This is a genomic window from Roseicyclus persicicus (assembly GCF_012395815.1).
Taxonomy (GTDB): Bacteria; Pseudomonadota; Alphaproteobacteria; order Rhodobacterales; family Rhodobacteraceae; genus Roseicyclus; species Roseicyclus persicicus.
This window is the reverse complement of sequence record NZ_JAAZQQ010000001.1, coordinates 588,313-612,259: the sequence shown is the minus strand read 5'-3', so window position 1 is coordinate 612,259 and position 23,947 is coordinate 588,313. Positions and strand designations below refer to the sequence as shown.

Below are 23,947 nucleotides of genomic sequence, written 5' to 3'. Positions count from 1 at the left end.
CATGGATCTCTCCGTCGTCATCGTGAACTGGAACACCGAGGATCTGCTGCGCGATTGCCTGCGCAGCGTGTTCGCCGGGCTTGGCCCCGTGCAGGCCGAGGTGATCGTGGTCGACAATGCCTCGTCGGACGGCTCGGTCGCCATGGTGCGGGCCGAATTCCCGGGGGTGCAGCTGATCGAGACCGGCCGCAACCTCGGCTTTGCCGGCGGCAACAACGTCGCCCTGCGCATCGCCACGGGGCGGCACGTCATGCTCCTGAACACCGACACGCTGGTGCATGGCGACGTGCTGCCGCGCGCGGTGGCCTGGATGGACGCGCACCCGCAGGTCGGCGTGATGGGCCCCCGCGTCCTGAACGCGGACGGGACGGTGCAGCCGTCGTCCAGCGCCTTTCCGTCGCTGACGCACCTGGCCATGCAGACCCTGGGCCTGACCCGCATCCGCCGCCTCGACCGCTACCGCATGACCGGCTGGGACCGCACGACCGAGGCGCGGGTCGAGGTGATCTCGGGCGCGGCCATGTTCGTCCGCCGAGCGGCGATGGACGAGGTCGGGCTGCTCGACGAGGCGTTCTTCTTCTACGGCGAGGAAACCGACTGGTGCCACCGCTTCGCCCGCGCGGGGTGGGAGCTGCGCTTCGTGCCGATCCCCGAGATCACCCATTTCGGCGGCGGCGCGGCGCACCGCCTGAACCACCGCCGCGACGTGCTGATGACGCAAGGCACCACCCGGCTGCACCGCAAGCACGGGGGCCTTGCCGCCGGGATCGCCTGCTTTGCAATCCTCGCCGCCCACAACGCCTCGCGCGCGGTGCTCTGGACGGCGCTGGCCCTGATGGGCAACCGGGGCGCGCGCGCCCGGGCGCGGCACTTCCGCGCCGTGGTCGCAGACCTGCCCAGCGCCTGGCCGACGCGGGAGGCGCGGGCATGAAGGTCCTGCTGATCGCCCCGAACGTCGACGGCACCGATGTCGGCGAGGCGCTGATGGCCTTCAAATGGGCCGAGGCGCTGGCCTCGCGGGTCGAGCTGACCGTGCTGTGCTTCCAGCGGCCGGGCCGCACGCCCGTCGCCGCGCAGCTGCCCGGCGCCCGCGTCGTCACCTGGCCCGAACCCGCCTGGGCGCTGAAGCGCGAACGCCTGAACGCGATGCTGAAACCCGCCTGGCCGGTCTTTGCCGGCCATGTCCGGCGCTGGATCGCGGCGGCCGAGGGGCGCGGTGACCGCTTCGACATCGCCCACCAGCTGATGCCGCAGGCCGCGCGCTACCCCTCGCCGCTCCGGCATTTCGCCACGCCCTACATCATCGGCCCGCTGGGGGGCGCGCTCGACACGCCAGCCGCCTTCCGCGCCGAGGCGGGCAGCGCGCCCCTGTTCACCCGGCTGCGCGCGCTCGACGCGACGCGGTTCCGGTTCGACCCGTGGCTGCGCGCCAGCTACACCCGGGCCGCCTGCGTGCTCGGCGTCGCGCCCTATGTGCGGGACGTGCTGGCCGCCGTGCCGCTGAACCGCTTCGAGAGCGTGCTGGAGCTGGGCGTGGACGACGTGGCCCCCGCCCGCCCGCGGCGGATGGAGGTCGGGCGGCTCGACGTGCTCCACGTCGGCCGCGCGGTGCGCACCAAGGGCCTGCGCGACGTGATCCGGGCGCTCGCGCTCCTGCCCGACCTGCCGGGCGTCACCCTGACCAGCGCCGGCGCCGGCGAGGAGCTTGAGCTGTGCCGCGCCGAGGCGGAAAAGCTGGGCGTGGCCGACCGCGTCCGCTTCCTCGGCCGGGTGCCGCGGGCCGAGGTCGAGCGGCTCTACGAGACCCACGACCTGTTCTGCTTCCCCTCCTTCCGCGAGCCCGCGGGCGGCGTGCTCTACGAGGCGATGCGCCACGGCCTGCCGGTGATCACCGCCGACCGCGGCGGCCCGGCGGCCATCGTCGACGCGACCTCGGGCATCAAGGTCCCGGTCACGGACCCCGCCGGATTCGCCGCCGACATCGCCGCGGCGCTGCGCCGGATGGCGATGTTTCCGGGGCACCGGGCCGAGCTGGGCGAGGGCGCGCGCGCCAAGGTCCTGCGCGAAGGTCTGTGGTCGGCCAAGGCCGATGGGATGGTCGCCCTCTACCAGCAGATCACGGACCACCCGACTGCGCCCGCGACCCATCCGAAAGGATAGGCAACCCCCTCCAGGATCGCCGTAGTCCCTGCTGTTTGCGCAGTAACATCAGATGGTTAGTCCGGGTTAACCAGACCGCGAAAACCGCAGTCACGACCCTGGACACCACCCCATGTTCGACCGTTCCCGTTCCCGCCCCGTGATCCTCGCCGTCTCGTCCGGCGGCGGCCACTGGGTGCAGATTCAGCGCCTCAGCGCCGCCTTCGCCGGCGCCGAGGTGCACTATGCCACCACCGACGCCACCGCCGCCGAGACGCTGGGCCGTGCCCGCGTCCACGTCTTCCCCGACGCCAACAAGGACACGCCCCTGCGGCTGATCCTGTGCCTGCTGCGCATGGCCTGGATCGTGCTGAGCGTGCGGCCCGACGTGGTGGTCTCGACCGGGGCCGCGGGCGGGTTCCTCGCCATCCGCCTCGCCCGGCTGATCGGCGCGCGGACCATGTTCATCGACTCGATCGCCAATGCCCGCGAGCTGTCGATCTCGGCCCGGCTCGCCCTCGGCGTGGCCGACCGGGTGCTGTCGCAGTGGCCGCAGGTCGCCGCCCATACCGGCGCGGAATACCGCGGCGCCGTCCTCTGATCCAACGGAACATCGCCATGATCTTCGCCACCGTGGGCACGCAGCTGCCCTTCGACCGTCTCCTGCTCGGCCTCGACAGCTGGGCCGCCGCCAACCCGGGCGTGCCCGTGCTGGCCCAGGCCGGCGCCACGCGCCGCCGCTTCCGCCACATCGCTTGCGTGGACCACATGGGCCAGCCCGCGTTCCGCGCCGCGATGCAGGACGCCCGCCTGATCGTGTCCCATGCCGGGATGGGCACCATCCTGTCGGCCGCCGAGATGGGCAAGCCGGTCATCCTGATGCCCCGCCGCGCCAAGTTCGGCGAACACCGCAACGACCACCAGCAGGACACCGTGCGCGAGATGGCGCGGCTGTCCAACGTGACCGTGGTCGAGGACGGCGAGGCGCTGCACGCCGCGCTCGACGCGGCGCGGGCCCGCGGCTTCGAGGCGCCGGCGCGGCGCGGCGTGGCCGGGGGCGACGCCCTCGCGCCGCTGATCGAAACGGTGCGGGATTTCGTCTGGAACCGGGGGGCCATGGCATGACCCGCGCCTCCATCCTGATCCCCGCCCACGACGAGGCCGAGGTGATCGGCCGCACCCTGTGGTACCTGTCGCGCGGCCTGCCACTGGCCGAGGTCCGCGTCGTCGTGATCGCCAACGGCTGCACCGACGCCACCGCCGCCCGCGCCCGCGCGGCCCTGCCGCAGGCCACGGTCATCGAGACCGACCGCCCCGGCAAGTGCCACGCCCTGAATCTCGGCTATGCCGCGGCGGACAAGGACGCGCCGGTGGTCTGCCTCGACGCCGACCTCGACGTGACCGCCGAGGCCGTCGCCGCGCTGGTCGCGCCGCTGGCCGACGGCACGGCGCTGGCCGCCTGCGGGCAGATGGACGTCGACACCGCCGCCGTCGCGGCGCCGGTGCGCGTGTTCTACCAGGGCTGGCGCACCAACCCCTATTTCGCCCGTGGCAAGTTCGGCGGCCTCTTCGCGCTGTCGCCCGCCGGCGCGGCCCGCGTGTTCCCGCTGCCCGAGATCACCGCCGACGACGAATACATCCGCCGCAGCTTCGCGCCCGCCGAGATCGCCTTCGTCCCCGGCTGCCGCTTCGTCGCCCGCGCGCCGCGCACCCTGGCCAGCCTCGTGCGCGTCCGCCGCCGCAGCCTGCGCGGCGCCCGCGAGGTGGCCCGGATGGGCAAGGCCAGCCCGGAACGGGGCAGCGCCCGCACCATGATCCGCCGCGCGTTGGCCTCGCCGGCCGACCTGTGGCCCGTCGCCGTGTTCCTCGCCGTGTCGGTCTGGGTGCGCCTGTCGCTCCTCGTGGACCGCGCCGGCCCCGCGCCCCGCTGGGAACGCGACCTGACCACCCGCGGGGAGGGCCCGGGCCGATGAACGCCGTCGCCACCCCCCTGCCGGTCGACGACCTGCCCGACATGACCGGCGCGCCCCTGCCCGAGGCGCCCGAGCCGAACCCGGTCGCGGGCGTCCTGCGCGCCATGCGCGGCCGCTGGAAGGCCACCGTCGGCGGCGCCGTGCTGCTGGGCGGCGTGATGGCCGCGGGCGGCTACCTGTCCGGCGTCCAGCTCTACGAAAGCCAGGCGATCCTGCGGGTGTTCCCGCAGGAATCGAACATCCTCTACGCCACCGGCGACGACAGCGTGCTGCGCACCTTCGACAGCTTCGTGCGCGCCGAGACGACCTATGTCGCCTCGCACCCGGTGATGGCGCGCGCGGTCGAGACGCTGGCCGCCGGCCGGCCCGACCTGGCCGCCGACCTCACGGTGTCGGACCTGACCGGCTCGATCGAGATCCGCCGCTCGGACAGCCTGATCGTGCTGACCACCCGCAGCCGCGACCCCGGCTTTGCCGCCGACAAGCTCGAGGCGGTGGTGGGCGCTTACCTCGCCATGAACCTCGAGGCCGAGGCCGCCCGCTCCGAGGTGCGCCTGGCCGAGCTGTTCCAGCGCGAGGAAGAGCTGGTGACGCGCCTCACCGACCTGCGCGCCGACCAGCTGGAGATCGGCGGCGAGTTCGGCATGAGCGCGATTTCCCGCGCCCACGTCGAAAAGATCGCCCAGATCGACGCGCTGGCGATCCGTCTGGGCGAGATCGAGACCACGCTCGCCGCGCTGGAAGCAGACGGCGGCAGCACCTCGGTCGACGGCGCCGACCAGGAGATCATGCGCGCCACCCTGCTCGACGACATCATCGGCGCGCTCGGCACCGAACGCGCGCGGCTGCTGGGCGACCTCGCAAGCCTGCGCGTCGATTTCGCCGACCGCACCAACCCGCGTTTCGAACAGCGCGAACGGTCGCTGGTCGAGGAAATCGCCGTGGTCGAGGCCGCGCTGGAGGACCGGCGCGAGCAGATCCGCGTGCTGGCCCAGACCGGCGCCCTGACCGACACGCCGACCCAGAGCGAGGAACAGAGCCTGGCCGAGATCCGCAGCCTGCGCGACCGCGTCGCGGCCCAGCTGGAAACCGCCCGCGCCGAGGCCCGCGACCTCAACCGCCGCCGCATCGACCTGGACCGGGTCGAGCAGGAGATCGCCGCGGCCGAGGAACTGCTGGACGAGACCCGCCGCGCGCTCGAGGTGATCCGCGTCGAATCCGGCCGCGCCCTGCCCGGCTACACCGTGCTGATGTCGCCGCCGTCCGAGCCCGTGAACCCCGCCGACGACAGCCGCAAGATGCTGGCCGCGGGCGGCCTTGCGGGCGGCGCGGCGCTGGCCCTGCTGATCGCCCTCATCCTCGGCCTGACCGAGCGCCGCGTCCGCTTTGCCGAGACGCTGACGCCGGTCGAGCACCGCCTGCCCGTGCTGCAGGTCTCGGCCGCGGGCGAGGGCGACGCCGACGCCGCCGACCGGCTGCGCAACGAGCTGCAGCTGCACCCGCTGCGCCGGCCGCGGCTGGTGGGCAAGGCCCCCGTCGTTGCGGTGGTCCGCGCCGGGGCGGGCGAGACCTCGGAGCTCGGCCGCGCGCTGGCCGAAAGCTACGCCCGCGCCCGGATGAAGGCGCTCTTCATCGAGGCCGACCTCGGGATGGCGTCGGACGACGCCGCCGAGATCGGCTGGAGCGACCTGCTCTCCGGCCAGCCCGTCGCCCTGCCCGACGCCTCCGAAGGCCCCGGCCTGTGGGAGCTGTCGGCCGGCAGCGCGGGCCTTGTCGACGACCGCGCGGTCTCGGCCCCGATGGTGCGCGCCGCGCTGGAAAAGCTCGTCCGCTCCTTCGATGTCATCATCGTCTCGGGCGGCAGCCTGCAAGACCGGCTGTCCTGCCAGTTCCTGCTGTCCGCGGCCGACGTGGGCGTGCTCTCCCTGCAACCGACCGACGCCCGCGCCGCGGTGCTGGGCCAGGTCGACCGCCTCGACAGCCTGCCCCGCAACGGCGCCGTCGCCGTGATGCGGCGCGCCCTGCCCGGCGACCCCTGGCTCGCCGTCCGCACCTGATCCTCCCCCCCTCTCTCTCTCTCTCTCTCTCTCTCTCTCTCTCTCCCTCGCTGCCCAAGAGACCCCTGCCATGACCATGATCTCGACCAACGAGGCGCCGCTTGCGCGCGCCCTGACCTCCGACCGCCGCGGCCGCGCGGCCATCCCCGCCGGCAAGCGGATGCTGGACATCGCCGTCTCGGCGCTGATGCTCCTGATCCTGTCGCCCCTGATGCTGGTCACCGCGCTGGCGGTGAAGCTGACCAGCCCCGGCCCGGTCTTCTTCGTGCAGACCCGCGTGGGCCTGAACGGCCAGACCTTCGGCATGATCAAGTTCCGGTCGATGTACCGCGACGCCGAGGCGCGCCGCGCCGCGCTGCTGGCCCAGTCCGACCGCGGCGGCGTCTGCTTCAAGCAGAAGAACGACCCCCGCGTCACGTCCGTGGGCCGCATCATCCGCCGCTATTCCATCGACGAGCTGCCGCAGCTGATCAACGTGCTCAAGGGCGACATGTCGCTGGTCGGCCCGCGCCCGGCGCTGCCCTCCGAGGTCGCGGCCTACCCCGCCCATGCGCTGGGCCGGCTGGCCGCGCTGCCCGGCATCACCGGCGTGTGGCAGGTTTCGGGCCGGGCCGACGTGTCCTTCGACCAGATGGTCGAGATGGACATCGCCTATGCCCGCTCGGTCAGCCTGCGCCGCGACCTCGCCGTGCTCCTGCTCACCATTCCCGCCGTCCTCTCCGGGCGCGGCGCCTACTGACCCCTGCCCGGGTCGCCCCCGCGCGGCCCGGCCGAACCTGACGGAACAGTCCCATGAGTACCCAGACCCTGACCTTCGATACCACCGCCACGGCGATGCAGATGGCCGAGACCATGTTCGGCGCCGGCGTCGAGGTGGTGTCGGCCAGCTACACCGGCGACGCCCGGTCGAGCGCCATCTACCAGAACGGCGCCGCCGCCGGTGACGTGGTCCCGGCCGACAGCGGCGTGATCCTGTCCACCGGCCTCGCCACGAACTTCGCGGGCCCCAACGATTCCGGCTCGACCGGCACCAACACCGCCGGCGTGAACGGCGACAAGATCCTGAACGCCGTGGCCGGCGTGCCGACCTACGACGCCGCGATCCTGGAATGCAGCTTCATCCCCACCGGCGACACGCTGACCATGCAGCTGACCTTCGGCTCCGAGGAATACCTCGAATGGGTCAACGCAGGCTTCAACGACGCGGTCGCCATCACGGTGAACGGGCAGCCCGCCACCCTCACCATCGGCGACGGCGAGATCTCGATCGACAACATCAACACGACCAGCAATGCCAACCTGTTCCGCGACAACGCGGACGGCAGCTTCTCGACCGAGATGGACGGGATCACCGTGATCCTGACCGTCAAGGCGCCGGTGATCCCCGGTCAGGTCAACACGCTGCGCATCGCCATCGCGGACGCGGGCGATTCGATCTACGACAGCAACCTCCTGATCGTGGCCGACAGCATCCAGACCGCCCTGATCGCCAACGACGACATCGTGTCGGTCTCGGCGCTGGGCACGACCACGGTGAACCTCCTGGCCAACGACACCGTGACGGGGCTGGACGGGGTCGAGATCACGCGGATCAACGACATCCCCGTCCAGGTGGGCGACACCATCACGCTGGTCACCGGCGAGACCATCCGCCTGCTGGATGGCGGCCGAATCGAGATCACCGGCGGCACCGCCGAGGCGCTGAACACGCTGTCCTACACCATCGCCAGCGATGACGGCACCACCGACACGGGCTTCGTCACCATCGGCACCTCGCCCGTCGACGGCACCGCCGGGCACGACAAGATCTTCGTCGGCTTCACCGACGCCCAAGGCAACATCGTCGACGGCGCCGACGGCCTGTCGGACGTGATCCACGGCTACGGCGGCAACGACAACATCCGCGCGGGCGACGGCGACGACATCCTCCATGGCGGCGACGGCAACGACATGCTGGACGGCGGCGCCGGCGCCGACATGATGTACGGCGGCACCGGCAACGACGTCTATTTCATCGACGATCTGGGCGACGTGGTGTCCGAGGCCGGCGGCAACGGCCACGACATCGTCAAGTCGGACCATTCGCACGCGCTGGGCCAGGGCTTCGAGGAGCTGTGGCTGAACGAGGTGGCGACCGCGCTGGAGGCGATCGGCAACGCGGCCGACAACAAGCTGGTCGGCAACGGCTTCGACAACCGGATCGAGGGCGGCGACGGGCGCGACCAGCTCTACGGCGGCGGCGGCGACGACATCCTCGACGGCGGCGCGGGCAACGACCGCATCGACGGTGAGGCGGGCGCGGACCTCCTGCTCGGCGGGCTCGGCGACGACAAGATGGACGGCGGCACCGGCGACGACCGGCTCGAGGGCGGCGCGGGCCGCGACGTGCTGATCGGCGGCGCGGGCCAGGACATCCTGGTCGGCGGCACCGGCAACGACGTGCTCTACGGCAACGGCGACGGCGACACCTTCGTCTTTGCCCTCGGCGACGGGCAGGACGTGGTCAAGGGCTTCGACTTCGCCACCGACCGGCTGGTCCTGTCGGGCGTCGACGCGGGCGACATCTCGGTCCGCGCCTGGGGCGCGGGGATGCTGATCGAATACGGCGACGCCGGCGACCGGATCGTCCTGTCGCAGACCGACTTCGCCACCTTCGACATGGGCGCGATCGTCTTCGACACGCTGATCCTGTGACCCGGGGCCGGGGCGGTCAGGCGTTCGCGCCCCTGACCGCCTCGACCACGGCGTCCGTCACCGCCTGCGTGGTGGCGGTGCCGCCCACATCGGGCGTCAGGATGCCGGCCGCGCAGACCTGTTCGACCGCGGCCATCAGGCGGCCGGCGGCGGCGGGCTGGCCCAGGTGCTCCAGCATCTGCGCGGCGGTCCAGAAACTGGCCACCGGGTTGGCGATGCCCTGTCCGGCAATGTCGAAGGCCGAGCCGTGGATCGGCTCGAACATCGACGGGTAGCGCCGCTCGGGGTCGATGTTGGCCGTGGGCGCCACGCCCAGCGACCCCGCCAGCGCGCCGGCGAGGTCCGACAGGATGTCGGCGTGCAGGTTCGTCGCCACGATGGTGTCGAGCGACCGCGGCCGCAGCACCATCCGCATGGTCATCGCGTCGACCAGCATCTTGTCCCAGGTCACGTCGGGATACTCCCGTGCGACCTCGGCCGCGATCTCGTCCCACATCACCAGGCCGAAGCGCTGCGCGTTCGACTTGGTGACGACGGTCAGCAGCTTGCGCGGCCGCGACTGGGCCAGCGCGAAGGCGTAGCGCATGATCCGGGTCACGCCCACGCGGGTGAAGATCGCGACCTCGGTCGCCACCTCCTCGGGCAGCCCCTTGTGGGCGCGGCCGCCGTGGCCGGAATACTCGCCCTCGGAGTTTTCCCGCACGATCACCCAGTCCAGGTCGCCGGGCCCCACACCCGCCAGCGGCGCGCGGATCCCCGGCAGGATGCGGGTGGGCCGCACGTTGGCATACTGGTCGAAGCCCTGGCAGATCGGCAGGCGCAGGCCCCACAGCGTGATGTGGTCGGGCACGTCCGGCGCGCCGACCGCGCCGAAATAGATCGCATCGAACGCCTTCAGACGCTCGGGCCCGTCGGCGGGCATCATCGCGCCGGTGCGCTTGTAGTGGTCCGAGCCCCAGTCGAATTCCGTCACGTCGAGGGTGAAGCCGCCGTCGCGGGCGGCGACCGCCTCCAGCACCTGCAGACCCGCACCGATCACCTCGGGGCCGATGCCGTCGGCGGGGATGGCGGCGATCTTGTAGACGGTCATGGCGGTCCTCCCTGTGCTGTCGGCTCAGGGAATGCGCGGCGGCGCGGGGCGACGCAAGGCCCTACCCCTTGCGGTCGGCCCCGAGCGCCGCCGACAGGTCCGCCGCCGCCTTCGTCACCGCCTCGGCCAGCCGGGGCACCTCGCGGGTCGAGACGCGGGCGACCGGGCCCGACACGCTGAGCCCCGCCACCGCCTCGCCCTGCCAGTCGAAGACCGGGGCCGCGATGCAGCGCATCCCCTCGTTCTTCTCCTCGTCGTCGATGGCGTAGCCGCGGGCGCGGGTCTCCTGCAGGTCGGCCCGCAGCGCCATCGGGTCGGTCAGCGTGCGCGCCGTGAACCGGTCGAGCGGCGCGGTGGCGATGTAGCGCGACAGCCGATCATCGGTCATCTGCGCCAGGAGCGCCTTGCCGATCCCCGAGGCATGCATCGGCGACAGCGTGCCGGGCGGAAAGAAGGCGCGGATAGAGGCGTGGCTTTCGACCTGGCTGACGAACAGCACATGCGCCTCGCGCGCGATCCCGAGGTTCGCGGTTTCCCCCGTCGCCTCCATCAGCCGGCGCAGGATCGGCCGGGCCCGGTCCACCACCGAGGTGCGGCGCAGGTAGCGCGCCCCGATCAGGAAGGCGCGCGGTCCGATCTGCCACAGCTGCGCGGCGGCGTCGAATTCCACCAGCCCGCGGCCCTCCAGCGTGGTCAGGATCCGGTAGGTGGTTGCCGGCGACTGGTCGGTGTCGGCGGCCAGCTCCGACAGGGTCGCGCCGGTCGTGTCGGACAGGTGCTCGAACACGGCCATCGCCCGGTCCAGCGACTTGATCGTGTTCTGGTCGGTCTTGTCGTCCCAGGCCTTGGGGCGGCCCCGGGTGCGACGGGGGGATTCGGAGGCGGTATCGTCGCGCATCGGGGTCTCGCTGCAGTGCAGTGAAAAATGCTTTCATCATATGAAAAATTCCAAGTCATTGAAATTCTTCACATGATCCACAACCTATCACTTCTGAAAAACCTTTTCAAAAAAATTGTGCGGGCGGGTCGTCCGGCATACTGTGATCGGCGAGAGTTGAGGAGACGGCCCGATGCACCACCAGAACCCGGTTTTCATTCCCGGCCCGACGAACATGCCGGAGAGCCTCCGGCGCGCCTGCGACCTGCCGACCATCGATCACCGGTCGAGCCTGTTCGCGGACATCCTGCACCCCGCCCGCGACGGCGTCCGCCGCGTGCTGAAATCGGCCGACGCCGAGGTGTTCCTGTTCCCCTCCACCGGCACCGGCGGCTGGGAGACGGCGATCACCAACACCCTGTCGCCCGGCGACACGGTGCTGGCGGCGCGCAACGGCATGTTCTCCCAGAAATGGATCGACATGTGCCAGCGCCACAAGCTGGAGGTCATCATCGTCGAGACCCCCTGGGGCGAAGGCATCCCCGCCGACCGCTTCGAGGAGATCCTGACCGGCGACAAGGGCCATGCCATCAAGGCCGTCCTCGCCACCCATAACGAGACCGCCACGGGCGTCCGCTCCGACATCGCAGCCGTGCGCCGCGCGATGGATGCGGCGGGGCACCCCGCGCTCCTGTTCGTCGACGGGGTCAGCTCCATCGGCTCGATGCCCTTCGAGTTCGACGGCTGGAAGGTCGACATCGCCGTCACCGGCAGCCAGAAGGGCTTCATGCTGCCCGCGGGCCTCGGCATCGCGGCCTTCTCGAAAAAGGCCATGGCGGCGGCCGAGACCGGCGGCCTGCCCCGCACCTATTTCGACATCCGCGACATGGTGAAGGGCTACGCCGCCAACGGCTACCCCTACACGCCCGCCGTGGGGCTGCTGAACGGGCTCAAGGTCGCCTCGGGGATGCTGCTGGCCGAGGGGCTGGACAACGTCTTCGCCCGCCACACCCGCATCGCCGAGGGCGTCCGCGCCGCCGTCCATGCCTGGGGGATGGAGCTCTGCGCCGCGCGGCCCGCGCTCTACTCCGACACGGTCAGCGCGATCCGCACCCCCGAGGGCTTCGACGCCGCCCGCATCGTCAAGCACGCCAGCCAGCGCTACGATATCGCCTTCGGCGCCGGCCTCGGCCAGGTCGCGGGCAAGGTGTTCCGCATCGGCCACCTCGGCAGCCTGACCGACGTCATGGCCCTGTCGGGCATCGCCGCGGCCGAGATGGTGATGGCCGACCTGGGCCTGAAGATCCGGCTCGGCTCGGGCGTCGCCGCGGCGCAGGAAATCTATCGCACCACGGCCCAGCCGCTCGCGCTGGCGGCCGAATGAGGAAGGCTTGAGATGAAAGACGCAGTCGACACCCACATCCCCAGCTACGACGACGTGCTGGCCGCGCATGAGCGCATCAAGCCCTACATCCACCGCACGCCGGTCCTGACCTCGCGCTTCATGAACGAGCTGACCGGCGCGGAGCTGTTCTTCAAGTGCGAGAACTTCCAGAAGGCCGGCGCCTTCAAGGTTCGCGGCGCGTCCAACGCGGTGTTCGGCCTGTCCGACGAGGTGGCCGCCAAGGGCGTGGCCACCCATTCCTCGGGCAACCACGCGCTGTCGCTGTCCTACGCGGCCGGCCGGCGCGGCATCCCCTGCCACGTCGTCATGCCCCGCACCGCCCCCGAGGCCAAGAAGGCCGCCGTGCGCGGCTACGGCGGCACGATCACCGAATGCGAGCCCTCGACCACCTCGCGCGAGGCGGTCTTTGCCGAGGTCCACGCCCGCACCGGCGCCGATTTCGTCCACCCCTACAACGACCCGCGCGTGATCGCGGGCCAGGCCACCTGCTCGCGCGAGCTGATGGAGCAGGTCGAGGGGCTGGAGGCCGTCATCGCCCCGATCGGCGGCGGCGGCATGGTGTCGGGCTGCTGCCTGACGCTGTCGAACATCGCGCCCGACGTGAAGATCTACGCCGCCGAGCCGGAACAGGCCGACGACGCCTACCGGTCCTTCAAGGCGGGCCACATCATCGCCGACGACGCGCCGGTGACCATCGCCGACGGCTTGAAGGTGCCGCTGAAGGAGAACACCTGGCACTTCGTGTCGAACTACGTGACCGACATCCTGACGGCGTCCGAGCAGGAGATCATCGACGCGATGAAGCTGACCTGGGAGCGGATGAAGATCGTGATGGAGCCGTCCTGCGCGGTTCCGCTGGCGACGATCATCAAGAACCCCGACGTGTTCCGCGGCAAGCGCGTGGGCGTGATCGTGACCGGCGGCAACGTCGACCTCGACAAGCTGCCCTGGATGAAATGAGCAGGACCGGGCCGAGGCCCGGTCTACCTAAGCCGCAGACCGGGCCTTGGCCCGGGACCAAATCCGAACGGGAGTGAGACCCATGAAAGACGTCATCGACATCGAAACCCTGGAAGTCGGCTACGACATCCCCGCCCTGCCCGGCATGCCCGAGGGCGAGATCCAGACCCCCTGCCTGATCCTCGACCTCGACGCGCTGGAGCGCAACATCAAGAAGATGGGCGACTACGCCAAGGCGCACGGGATGCGCCACCGGGTGCACGGCAAGATGCACAAGTCGGTCGACGTGGCCAAGCTCCAGGTGGAACTCGGCGGCGCCTGCGGCGTCTGCTGCCAGAAGGTCTCCGAGGCCGAGGTCTTCGCCCGCGGCGGCATCAAGGACGTGCTGGTTTCGAACCAGGTCCGCGAACCCGCCAAGATCGACCGCCTGGCCCGGATGCCGAAACTCGGCGCGCGCACCATCTGCTGCGTCGATGACCTCGCCAACGTGGCCGACCTGTCGGCGGCGGCGGTGAAGCACGGCACCCAGATCGAATGCCTCGTGGAAATCGACTGCGGCGCGGGCCGCTGCGGCGTGACCACCACCCCCGCCGTGGTCGAGATCGCCAAGGCCATCGAGGCCGCCCCGGGCCTCAAGTTCGCCGGCATCCAGGCCTACCAGGGCGCGATGCAGCACATGGACAGCTACGAGGACCGCAAGGCCAAGATCGACGTCGCGGTCGCCATGGTGAAGGACGCCGTCGACACGCTGAAGGCCGAGGGCATCGAGTGCGACATCGTCGGCGGCGGCGGCACCGGCTCCTACTACTTCGAGTCGACCTCGGGCGTGTACAACGAGCTGCAGTGCGGCTCCTACGCCTTCATGGATGCCGACTACGGCCGCATCCTCGACAAGGACGGCAAGCGCATCGACCAGGGCGAATGGGAAAACGCGCTGTTCATCCTGACCTCGGTCATGTCCCACGCCAAGGCCGACAAGGCCATCGTGGACGCGGGCCTCAAGGCGCAGTCGGTCGACTCCGGCCTGCCGGTGATCTTCGGCCGCACGGACGTGAAATACGTCAAGTGCTCGGATGAGCACGGCGTCGTCGCCGACCCCGAGGGCGTGCTCAAGGTCAACGACAAGCTGCGGCTGGTCCCCGGCCACTGCGACCCGACCTGCAACGTGCATGACTGGTACGTCGGCGTGCGCGGCGGCAAGGTCGAGGTGGTCTGGCCGGTCTCGGCCCGCGGCAAGGCCTACTGATGGACGGCGGCAAGGCACCCGCCCATGAACTGGCGATCGTCCCCGAGGGGATGATCGCCGACCTGCTGACCCGCAAGGCGTCCTTCGACGCGGTGGAGAAGGTGTTCGCCGCCATGGCGGCCGGCGACGCCTACAACTTCCCCGTGGTGCGCGAGGCGCTGGGGCACGAGGACGCGCTCTACGGCTTCAAGGGCGGCTTCGACCGCGCCGGCGGCGTGCTGGGCCTCAAGGCCGGCGGCTACTGGCCGCACAACCTGGAACGGCGCGGCCTCATCAACCACCAGTCGACGGTGTTCCTGTTCGACCCGGATTCGGGGCGGGTCAAGGCGATGGTGGGGGGCAACCTCCTGACCGCGCTGCGTACCGCGGCGGCGTCCTCGGTGTCGATCCGGCACCTGGCGCGGGCGGATGCGAAGGTGCTGGGCATGGTCGGCGCGGGCCACCAGGCCAAGTTCCAGCTGCGTGCCGCCTTGGAGACCCACGCCTTCGAGAAGGTGATCGGCTGGAACTACCACCCCGAGATGCTGCCCGGCCTCGCCGCCGTGGCCGAGGAGATGGGCGTGCCCTTCCAGGCGGTGGACCTGCCCGGCCTGGCCGAGGCGGACGTGATCGTCACCATCACCTCGTCCTTCGCGCCGTCGCTGATGGCGGCGCATGTGTCGCCCGGCACGCACCTGGCCTGCATGGGCACCGACACCAAGGGCAAGCAGGAGGTCGAGGCGGCGCTGCTGGGCAAGGCCACGGTGTTCTGCGACGAGGTCGCGCAGTCGGTGTCGATCGGCGAGGCGCAGCACGCGGTCGCCGCCGGGCTGATCGGCGCGGGCGACGTGACGCCCATCGGCGCGGTCATCAACGGCGCGCACCCCGGCCGGTCCTCGGCCGAGGAGATCACGCTGTTCGACGGGACGGGCGTTGGCTTGCAGGATCTCGCGGTCGCCGACGCCATCGTCGAGACGGCGCTGGCGCGGGGACTGGCCACGGTCGTGCCGCTCTGACCGCAAGGGGGCGCTCCCGCGGGCGCGGGCCGCGCTGACGCGCGCCCTTGCCTCTTGGGCCCGGCACCCGCGCCTTGCGGCGCGGGTGCGGTGGTGCCCCTGACGGGCGTCGTGCCTGTGGAAAGGTCGCTCCCGAAGGGCGTATTTGGGGAAAGATGAAGGGGGGCGCGGGCCTCAGCCGTCCTGCACCGTGTAGGGCGTGTCGAACCAGTGTTCCTGGAGGTTCGGGCCCTCGCCGATCCGGTCGATCACGGCGAAGAGGCCCGGGGCGTGCAGCGGCGTCAGCACCCCGTGCCAGCAGTTGCGGGCGATGTTGATGCCCTGCCCCGGCGCGGTGCGGAAGGCGCGCGGCGTGCCGGGGGTGCCGCCCGCATCGGGGGCGACGATCACGAGGAACGGGTCGTGCGACATCGGCAGGAAGGCCTGGCTGCCCTGCGGGTGGCGTTCGACCATGTCGAGCCGGTAGGGCAGCGCGCGGGTTTCCGAGCGGAACAGGCTGATCCCGGCGCGGCCGTCGAGGATGTCGAGCGTCGCGCGGTCGTGCCAGCGGCCGCAGAGGCCCTGGTTGATCAGGCGGTCGGGGTCGCCGGCCGTCTCCAGCACCTCGCCGAAGGGGGCGAAGGCGGCGGCGGTGAGGGGTTCGATCAGGATCACGCGGCTCATCCCAGCTTCTCCATCAGGCGCAACTCGGCGATGCGTTCGACCTGTCGGCAGGCCTCGGCGAATTCCGCGGCGCGGTCCTGGTGCAGGCGGCGGCGGAAGGCGGCGAGGATCGTGGCCTTGGTGTTGTCGCGCACGGCGATGATGAAGGGGAAGCCGAATTTTTCCGTGTAGGCGGTGTTGAGGGCCGTGAACTCCGCCCGTTCCGCGTCGGTCAGCGCGTCGAGGCCGGCGCTGGCCTGTTCGGCGGTGCTTTCGGGGGTCAGGCGTTTCGCCGCCGCCAGTTTCCCGGCGAGGTCGGGGTGGGCGTTGAGGACGCCCAGCCGCTCGGCCTCGGTCGCGCTGCGGAACACGCGGGCGAGCGCGGAGTGGACGCCCCGGGCGGTGTCGTGGGTGGGGCCGAGTTCCAGCGCATGGGCGCGTTCGGCGATCCACGGCGAGTGTTCGAAGATGCCGCCGAAGGCCGCGACGAAGGCGGCGCGGTCCATCCCGGAGGGGCGCGGGCGGGTCGGCGCGGGGTGGGTCGCGGCCCAGTGCTCGGCAATCTGCAGGCGGGTGGCGAACCAGACGCCCTCGTGGCCCGCCATGTGGGCCAGCGCGCGTTGCAGCGCCTGCGCCCGGCCCGGGCGGCCGGCGAGGCGACAGTGCAGGCCGATGGAGAGCATCGCGGGCCGGCCCGCCGCACCCTCGGCATAGAGGCAGTCGAAGCTGTCGGTGATGTAGCGCGCGAACTGCGCGCCCTCGGCATAGCCCGCCTGGATGGCGAAGCGCATGTCGTTCACGTCGAGCGTGTAGGGCACGATCAGCTGGTCGCGGTCGCCCACGCGGCGCCAGTAGGGCAGATCGTCGGCGTATTCGTCCGCGACATAGGCGAACTGGCCCGTCTCGGCCACCAGCCGCACCGTGTTCATGGAACAGCGCCCGGTGTACCAGCCGCGCGGGGCCTCGCCCGTCACCTCGGTGTGCAGGCGGATGGCCTCGGCGATCTGCGCGCGCTCCTCGGCCTCGGGCATGTCGCGGTGTTCGACCCATTTCAGCCCGTGCGACGCGATCTCCCACCCGGCGGCCTGCATCGCGGCGACCTGCTCGGGCGCGCGGGCCAGTGCCGTCGCCACGCCGTAGACGGTGACGGGCAGGCCCGACAGCATCCGGTGCAACCGCCAGAACCCCGCCCGCGCGCCGTACTCGTAGATCGATTCCATGTTCCAGTGCCGCTGCCCCGGCCAGGGCTGCGCGCCCGTGATCTCGGACAGGAAGGCCTCGGACGCGGCATCACCGTGCAGGATGTTGTTCTCGCCCCCCTCCTCGTAGTTCAGCACGATCTGGACGGCGATCCGCGCCCCGCCCGGCCAGCGGGGGTCGGGGGGATTGGCGCCGTAGCCGGTCATGTCGCGGGGGTAACGCTGCATCGTCGGGGCCTCCTCGGGTCACGGGGGTCAGGCTTGGCCAAGCGCGGGGGGGGTTGCAAGGGGGTGCGGCTTGCCCGAGGGTCGGCGCGCTGACAGGAGATGCCCGATGCCCGGTTTTCTGACCACCCATGTCCTCGACACGGCCCGCGGCTGCCCGGCCGAGGGGCTCAAGATCACGCTCTACCGGGTCACCGGCAAGTCGCACCGCAAGATCGCCGAGATGCTGACCAACACCGACGGCCGGACGGATTCGCCGATCCTGCCGCACGAGGCGTTCCAGACCGGCACCTACGAGCTGGTGTTCCACGCCGGCGACTACCTGCGCCGGACCGGCCAGGCCGGCAAGGAGCCGGTCTTTCTCGACGAGGTGCCGATCCGCTTCGGCATGGCCGAGGTCGACCATTACCACGTGCCGCTGCTGCTCTCGCCCTACGGCTATTCGACCTATCGGGGCAGCTGAGCGGGCGGATAGGATCGTCCTATCGAAGCCGCCTTGCGCTGACGCAACGTCCAATCGCTTTTCCGTTCCAAGCGAAACCGAGTTGCGCTAGCGTCCGACCCCAGTGGAGTGACATGAGGGGGAGGCTCATGGAGCATCCGGAACGGCCCTGGACGGCCTTCTACCGGGCGGGGGCGCGCGCCGAGATCGCGGCCCCGGCCTATCGCAACCTGCCGGACCTGATCCGGTCGGTCGCCGAAACCTACGGGCGCGCGCCGGCCTTTACCTGCGTGCTGCCGAACGGGATGAACGGCACGCTGACATTCGCCCAGGTCGACGAGATGTCGGACGCGCTGGCGGCCTATCTCCGCGAGGTGGCGGGGCTCAAGCAGGGCGACCGCGTGGCGGTGCAGATGCCGAACTGCCTGTCCTTTCCCGTCGCGGCCTTCGGGGTGCTCAAGGCGGGCTGCGTGCTGGTCAACGTCAACCCGCTCTACACCGCCGACGAGATGGCGCGGCAGTTCGCCGATTCCGAACCCCACGCGCTGATCATCGTCGACATGTTCGCCGACAAGATCCCGGCGGCGACGGCGGGCCACCCGATCCCCAACATCATCGTGACCCGCGTGGCCGAGTTCCTTCCGGCGATGCCGCGGGGCATCGTGGGGCTGGTGCAGAAATACTGGGACCGCTCGGTCGCGCCGATCCAGCTCGCCCATGTCCGCCTGCCCGACGCGCTGGCCGCCGGGCGGGCGCATGTCGCCGAGGGCCGGGTCGAGGTCGACGGCTACCACCAGGGCGTCACCGGCGACGATGTGGCGGTGCTGCAATACACCGGCGGCACCACCGGCGTGTCCAAGGGTGCGATGCTGACCCACGCCAACCTGATCCTCAACATGGAACAGACCATGGAGCTGATCGAGGGCGTGGAGAAGGGCAAGGAAATCGCCCTGACGGCCCTGCCGCTCTACCACATCTTCGCCTTCACGGTGAACCTCTTGGGGTTCTACTGGCTCGGCGCGCGCAACATCCTGATCCCGAACCCGCGGCCGCTGACCAACCTGAAACGCGCCTTCGAGAACTACCGCATCACCTGGATGAGCGGGGTGAACACGCTGTTCAACGGGCTGATGAACGAGGTCTGGTTCCAGGACACGCCGCCCCGGCACCTGAAATTCGCCAGCGCCGGCGGCATGGCGCTGCAGACCTCCGTCGCCCAGCGCTGGGAGGCGATGACCGGCCGGCCGGTCCTGCAGGGCTACGGGCTGACCGAGACCTCGCCGGTGCTGACCTTCAACCCGCTCGGCAAGACCCGCGAGGGGTCGATCGGCGTGCCGGTGCCCTCGACCGAGATCGCCTGCCTCGGCGCAGACGGCACCCCCGTGCCGCAGGGTGAACCCGGCGAGCTGGCCGCCCGCGGCCCGCAGATCATGGCCGGCTACTGGAAACGCCCCGACGAGACCGCCAAGGTCATGCTGGGCGACTGGTTCCTGACCGGCGACATCGGCGTGATGGACCCCGACGGCTATGTCCGCATCGTCGACCGCAAGAAGGACATGGTCGTCGTCTCCGGCTTCAACGTCTACCCCAACGAGGTCGAGGACGTGCTGGCCGCCCACCCCGGCGTGCTGGAATGCGCCGTGATCGGCGTGCCCGACGAGGGAACCGGCGAGGCGGTGAAGGCCTATGTCGTGAAATCCGACCCCGGCCTGACCGCCGAGGCGCTGCGCAGCTACTGCAAGGAGCACCTCACTGGCTACAAGGTGCCCAAGCGGGTGGAGTTCCGTGACGAGCTGCCGAAATCGAACGTCGGCAAGATCCTGAGAAAAGACCTGCGCGCCGAGGCGCTGGCGCAGATGGCGGCGGAGTAGGCTGAATGGTCGGGGCATTTGAGCAGGCGCTTCTGGCGCTCATGATCTTCGTCATCATGCTGGGCATGGGCGCGTCGCTGACGCCGCGCGACTTCTGGCTGGCGCTGAAACGGCCCTACGGGCTGATGATCGGCGTGGTCGCACAATACGGGATCATGCCGTTCCTCGGCTTCCTGCTGATCACGCTGCTGCCGCTGCCGCAGGCGATCGCGGTGGGGGTGCTGATCATGGCCTGCATGCCGGGCGGGACCACCTCGAACATCTTCACCTACTTCTCCAAGGGCAACCTGGCGCTGTCGGTGCTGATGACGGTGACCTCCACGGTGACGGGCGTCATCCTGATCCCGATCATCCTGGTGATCTACGCCACCGCGCTCGAGCTCGAGATCCCGCGCGAGAACATCATCATCACGCTGGTCCTGCTGCTGGTGCCGGTGGCGATCGGGATGGGGCTGCGCAAGCTGAACGCGAACGTCGGCGCGGTGACCGAGGTGATGGGCTCGGCGCTGGCGCTGTTCTTCATCCTGTTCATCATGATCAGCTGGGTGCCCCGCAACTGGCAGTTCCTGCTGACGACGACGCCCGCGACCTACGTGGCGGCGATCGGGCTGGGCCTGTTCGGCATGATCATCGGCTACGGCTTCGCCCGCGCGCTGAGGCTGCACCCGCGCAACGCCCGCACCGTGGCGCTGGAAACCGGGATCCAGAACGGGCCGCTCGCCATCGCCATCATCGCCTTCACCTTCGCCGGCGACGAGGCGCAGAGCTACATGGCGGTGCCCGCGCTCTACTCGCTGTTCATCGTGATCGTGTCGACGCTGGTCACGCTGGTGTTCCGCCGCGCCAACACGGCCGCCGAACAGAAGATGCCCGACAGCCTGCTGTAACGCCCCCGGCGCCGGAAACCGCGCGGTTTCCCCCGCGTTTTCCTGCAGGAAAACGCCCCCTTTGTCGCAGGTCGTTGACGCCGGTAACAAAGTCACCGACAGGCCCCGCCCGCCCGGCCTAGACCGGTCTCCAGTCAAGGAGACCCATGCCATGTCCAACATCCTGAAACGCCCCGCCGACACCTGGTCGCCGCTCTACTTCCTCGCCTCCGTGGGCGCCGGCGGCCTGTCCGTCACCTTCTTCATGTACCTCATGTTCTGGGTGCCCCACCCCGGCCGCACCGTCCCGGTGTTCGAGGACATCGCCGCCGCGCTGGCCACCGGCCACACCGGGCGCACCCTCGCCATCGCCGTGGCGCTGGCGGGCATCGCCGTGTTCGGCGCGCTGAACCTGTCGCTCCTGGTCTGGAACCTGCGCAAGCTGTCGGCCTTCCGGGCCACCGAAAAGGCGCAGGCGCTGGCCGCCTCCAACGCCCAGACCCAGATGATGGCCCTGCCGCTGGCGCTGGCGATGTCGATCAACGGCGGCTTCATCCTCGGCCTCGTCTTCGTCCCCGGCCTCTGGTCGGTCGTCGAATACCTGTTCCCGCTGGCGATGGTCGCCTTCCTCGCCGTGGGCGTCCTCGCCTTCCGCCAGCTCGGGCAGTTCATCGCCCGCGTCACCGCCTCGGGCGGCTTCGACTGCGCCAAGAACAACTCCTTCGCCCAGATGCTGCCCGCCTTCGCCCTGGCGATGACCGGCGTCGGCCTGTCGGCCCCCGCGGCGATGAGCGCGAACGCCACCGTCGCCGGCATCTCCCTCGTTCTCTCCAGCTTCTTCCTCGTCGCCGCCGCCCTGATCGTGCTGGTGGGCCTCGTGCTCGGCCTGCGCTCGATCATGGAAAACGGCGTCGCCGCGGAACAGGCCCCGACGCTGATGATGGTCGTCCCGATCACCACCATCCTCGGCATCCTGATGCTGCGCCAGGCCCATGGCCTCGAGGTCAGCTTCGGCGTCCACATGGACGGCGCGGAAAAGATGATGCTCCTGACCCGGCTCCTGTCGGTCGAGGTGATCTTCGCCCTGTTCGGCCTGACCGTGCTGGCCGCCACCGGCTACGTGCGCCGCTTCCTCACCGGCGAGGCGATCAGCCCCGGCAACTACGCGCTGGTCTGCCCGCCCGTCGCCCTGTCGGTCCTGACCCAGTTCTGGATCAACACCGGCCTCGTCGGCGCCGGCCTGATCGAGAAGTTCGGCACCGCCTACTGGGCCCTGACCGCCGTCGCGCTGGCCTTCCAGGCCGTCGCCGTGGCGCTGGTGATCTTCCTGCACCGCCGCCACTTCCGCGCCAGCCGCGGCGCCGCGATGCGCACCGCCTGAGCCACCCCGACACGCCCCACGGACCGGCGCGGCCCCCGCGCCGGTCTTTCGTTTGGACGCCCGCCCGCGACGTGGTATGACCCGCCCCGAAGGTCCACCTACAAGAGGCCAGGTCGGGGCATGCAGCACCTCAAGCCGCAGTCGAAGCACGGCACGGTCATGGCCGTGTCGATGATGAAGGACGAGGCGCCGTTCCTGCTGGAATGGTTCGCCCACCACCTTGCCGTCGGCTTCACCGACATCCTCGTCTACACCAACGACTGCTCGGACGGCACCGACGACATGCTGATCCGGCTCGAGGAGCTGGGCCTCGGCTACCACCGCCGCAACGTGATCCCCGAGGGGATCAAGCCGCAGCCCTCGGCGCTGGCCCATGCCCAGGCCGAGCCCCTGGTCGGCGCCGCCGACTGGGTGCTGGTGTTCGACGCCGACGAGTTCCTGTGCATCAACCACCCCTCCGGCAATCTCGAGGGGATGCTCGACGACACGGTGGCCCGTGGCGCGAACGGTGTCGTCATCACCTGGCGCATCTTCGGCTCGGGCGGGGTGATCGACTGGTCCCGCGCCCCGGTGACGGAACAGTACACCCGCGCCGCGCCGCCCCTGTGGAACAAGGGCTGGGGGGTCAAGACGCTGTTCAAATTCGACCCCGACCACTGGAAGCTCGGCATCCACCGCCCCTCGATCAAGAACAAGTGGCTGGAAACGGGCTTCCCCGACGAGGTGCAGTGGCTGAACGGCTCGGGCCAGCCGATGGAGGACTACTTCAAGTTCCGCGGGTGGCGGTCGATCCGGCGCACGGTCGGCTACGACTGGGCGCAGATGAACCACTACGCGGTGAAATCCATCGACAGCTACGCCGTGCGCAAGTTCCGCGGCAACGTGAACAACAAGGCCGACAAGTACAACGCCGACTACTGGTCCCTGCAGGACCGCAACGAGGTCGAGGACCGGTCGATCCTGCGCCACGCCCCCGCCCGCGCCCGCATCATGGCCGAGCTGCTGACCGACCCGGTGCTCAACCGCCTCCACCACGCCGCGCTGGAGCGGGTCGAGGCGCGGCTGGCCCAGTTCCGCGACACCGACGCCTACCGCGCGCTGCGCGACGGGCTGATCGAGGCGTCCAAGGTGCCGATCACCAAGGTCGAGGCGAAACCGCCCAAGGCCCGCGACCCCGAAAAGATCGCGGCCCTGATGACCGAGGTCGAGAAGAAGGCACAGGGCCGCGCCGACAAGGCGCCCCGCGCCGCGGAGGAGGCGGGCGGCGACCCCTATGTCGACGGCCCCATCGACCTGTCGGGCGACCTCGCCTGCGACTGGGTGCCGAACCACGAGCTGCCCGTCCCCGCCGACCCGCGCGTGTTCCGCCCCGAGGTGCTGAACGCCATCGTCGCCGGCCGCTTCGAACGCCGCCACGCCCGCAACATCGCGGGCTACGCCGCGGGCTGCACGCGGCTGCTCGACATCGGCGCCGGCATCGGCTTCGTCGCCATGCGGCTGGTGCAGGTCGAGGCCGGCACCAGCGCGCTGGTGCAGGACGGCCGCGCCGCGCTGCTGGGGCTCGGGCGCGACATCGCGCGCCGCGCCGGCCTCGGGGCCGGGCCGCGGCTCGGCTGGTCCGACGGGCCGCCCGCCGCGCTGATCGCGCAGGTCCGCCCCGACGCGCTGCGCCTGTCCCGTGCCGACGACCTGCCGCCCGCGGCGCTGGCCGCCCTCGAGCTCGGGCCGGTGCGCCGCGTGATCCTGCCCTTTGCCACCAGGGCCGAGGCCGGGGCCCTGCGCGCCGCCTACGCGCCGGTGCTGGCCGACCTCGGCTTTGCCGAGGACGCCGAGCGCGAGGGCTCGGGCAGCCTGCAATTCGACCGCAAGGACGGGTGACGCCGCC

At 70.7% G+C, this 23,947-nt stretch carries 21 protein-coding genes; 17 read left to right on the top strand and 4 right to left on the bottom strand.

Translation table 11 applies throughout. From position 1 onward, the window contains the following. Nucleotide 1 precedes the first annotated feature (1 nt). From HCU73_RS03175 to HCU73_RS03140, 8 genes are all read left to right on the top strand, one after another. Nucleotides 2-931, top strand: a complete 930-nt coding sequence (locus HCU73_RS03175; RefSeq protein WP_168621940.1) for a glycosyltransferase family 2 protein — start codon at nt 2-4, stop codon at nt 929-931. Continuing rightward, nucleotides 928-2,160, top strand: a complete 1,233-nt coding sequence (locus HCU73_RS03170) for a glycosyltransferase (RefSeq protein WP_168621939.1) — start codon at nt 928-930, stop codon at nt 2,158-2,160. The genes HCU73_RS03175 and HCU73_RS03170 overlap by 4 nt, the downstream gene beginning before the upstream one ends. A gap of 112 nt (nt 2,161-2,272) precedes the next feature. Then, nucleotides 2,273-2,740, top strand: coding sequence for a glycosyltransferase family protein (locus tag HCU73_RS03165; RefSeq protein ID WP_168621938.1), 468 nt, complete (start codon nt 2,273-2,275; stop codon nt 2,738-2,740). Between the two features lie 17 nt (nt 2,741-2,757). Continuing rightward, the gene (locus tag HCU73_RS03160) at nt 2,758-3,264 is read left to right on the top strand and encodes a glycosyltransferase (protein WP_168621937.1); all 507 of its coding nucleotides are present in this window, start codon (nt 2,758-2,760) and stop codon (nt 3,262-3,264) included. Further along, nucleotides 3,261-4,112, top strand: a complete 852-nt coding sequence (locus HCU73_RS03155) for a glycosyltransferase (RefSeq protein ID WP_168621936.1) — start codon at nt 3,261-3,263, stop codon at nt 4,110-4,112. Before HCU73_RS03160 ends, HCU73_RS03155 begins: the two co-directional genes overlap by 4 nt. Continuing rightward, nucleotides 4,109-6,169, top strand: coding sequence for a GumC domain-containing protein (locus HCU73_RS03150; RefSeq protein ID WP_168621935.1), 2,061 nt, complete (start codon nt 4,109-4,111; stop codon nt 6,167-6,169). Before HCU73_RS03155 ends, HCU73_RS03150 begins: the two co-directional genes overlap by 4 nt. Nucleotides 6,170-6,239: 70 nt before the next feature. Further along, complete coding sequence (locus HCU73_RS03145) at nt 6,240-6,908, top strand: sugar transferase (RefSeq protein ID WP_168621934.1); 669 nt, start codon at nt 6,240-6,242, stop codon at nt 6,906-6,908. A gap of 53 nt (nt 6,909-6,961) precedes the next feature. Further along, on the top strand, nt 6,962-8,863 hold the full coding sequence (locus HCU73_RS03140) for a choice-of-anchor L domain-containing protein (RefSeq protein WP_168621933.1): 1,902 nt from the start codon (nt 6,962-6,964) through the stop codon (nt 8,861-8,863). 16 nt (nt 8,864-8,879) lie between these two features. Here the strand turns inward: HCU73_RS03140 and HCU73_RS03135 are convergent, their stop codons facing one another. After that, nucleotides 8,880-9,953, bottom strand: a complete 1,074-nt coding sequence (locus HCU73_RS03135; RefSeq protein ID WP_168621932.1) for a tartrate dehydrogenase — start codon at nt 9,951-9,953, stop codon at nt 8,880-8,882. A 61-nt stretch (nt 9,954-10,014) separates the two neighbouring features. Further along, complete coding sequence (bhcR, locus tag HCU73_RS03130; RefSeq protein WP_168621931.1) at nt 10,015-10,851, bottom strand: HTH-type transcriptional regulator BhcR; 837 nt, start codon at nt 10,849-10,851, stop codon at nt 10,015-10,017. 172 nt (nt 10,852-11,023) lie between these two features. Here bhcR and bhcA point away from each other — a divergent pair, with 172 nt between their 5' ends. From bhcA to bhcD, 4 genes are all read left to right on the top strand, one after another. Continuing rightward, on the top strand, nt 11,024-12,214 hold the full coding sequence (gene bhcA, locus HCU73_RS03125; protein ID WP_168621930.1) for an L-aspartate--glyoxylate aminotransferase BhcA: 1,191 nt from the start codon (nt 11,024-11,026) through the stop codon (nt 12,212-12,214). Between the two features lie 12 nt (nt 12,215-12,226). Continuing rightward, nucleotides 12,227-13,195: a beta-hydroxyaspartate dehydratase BhcB gene (gene bhcB, locus HCU73_RS03120; protein WP_168621929.1), complete on the top strand. Its 969-nt coding sequence runs from the start codon at nt 12,227-12,229 to the stop codon at nt 13,193-13,195. Nucleotides 13,196-13,277: 82 nt separating this feature from the next. After that, on the top strand, nt 13,278-14,441 hold the full coding sequence (gene bhcC, locus HCU73_RS03115; protein ID WP_168621928.1) for a 3-hydroxy-D-aspartate aldolase BhcC: 1,164 nt from the start codon (nt 13,278-13,280) through the stop codon (nt 14,439-14,441). A 29-nt stretch (nt 14,442-14,470) separates the two neighbouring features. Continuing rightward, complete coding sequence (bhcD, locus tag HCU73_RS03110; RefSeq protein ID WP_168622355.1) at nt 14,471-15,436, top strand: iminosuccinate reductase BhcD; 966 nt, start codon at nt 14,471-14,473, stop codon at nt 15,434-15,436. Between the two features lie 174 nt (nt 15,437-15,610). Here bhcD and HCU73_RS03105 read toward each other — a convergent pair whose 3' ends face one another. Together HCU73_RS03105 and puuE are read right to left on the bottom strand one after the other, a co-directional pair. Next, complete coding sequence (locus tag HCU73_RS03105; protein ID WP_168621927.1) at nt 15,611-16,099, bottom strand: ureidoglycolate lyase; 489 nt, start codon at nt 16,097-16,099, stop codon at nt 15,611-15,613. Beyond that, nucleotides 16,096-17,505 carry an allantoinase PuuE gene (gene puuE, locus HCU73_RS03100; RefSeq protein ID WP_168621926.1) on the bottom strand — a complete coding sequence of 470 codons (1,410 nt, stop codon included), beginning with the start codon at nt 17,503-17,505 and terminating at the stop codon, nt 16,096-16,098. Before puuE ends, HCU73_RS03105 begins: the two co-directional genes overlap by 4 nt. 106 nt (nt 17,506-17,611) lie before the next feature. On the opposite strand from puuE, the gene uraH reads away from it, so the two are divergent. The 5 genes from uraH (at nt 17,612) to HCU73_RS03075 (ending at nt 23,940) form a co-directional block, all read left to right on the top strand. Beyond that, entirely contained in the window at nt 17,612-17,965 is a 354-nt protein-coding gene (gene uraH / locus HCU73_RS03095; RefSeq protein WP_168621925.1) for a hydroxyisourate hydrolase, read from the top strand. Nucleotides 17,966-18,093: 128 nt separating this feature from the next. Further along, the gene (locus HCU73_RS03090) at nt 18,094-19,815 is read left to right on the top strand and encodes an AMP-binding protein (protein WP_168621924.1); all 1,722 of its coding nucleotides are present in this window, start codon (nt 18,094-18,096) and stop codon (nt 19,813-19,815) included. 5 nt (nt 19,816-19,820) lie between these two features. Beyond that, on the top strand, nt 19,821-20,702 hold the full coding sequence (locus HCU73_RS03085) for a bile acid:sodium symporter family protein (RefSeq protein ID WP_168621923.1): 882 nt from the start codon (nt 19,821-19,823) through the stop codon (nt 20,700-20,702). Between the two features lie 151 nt (nt 20,703-20,853). Further along, the gene (locus tag HCU73_RS03080; RefSeq protein ID WP_168621922.1) at nt 20,854-22,062 is read left to right on the top strand and encodes a TsoY family (seleno)protein; all 1,209 of its coding nucleotides are present in this window, start codon (nt 20,854-20,856) and stop codon (nt 22,060-22,062) included. 120 nt (nt 22,063-22,182) lie between these two features. Beyond that, nucleotides 22,183-23,940: a glycosyltransferase family 2 protein gene (locus tag HCU73_RS03075; protein WP_239025426.1), complete on the top strand. Its 1,758-nt coding sequence runs from the start codon at nt 22,183-22,185 to the stop codon at nt 23,938-23,940. The last annotated feature ends 7 nt before the right edge of the window (nt 23,941-23,947 follow it).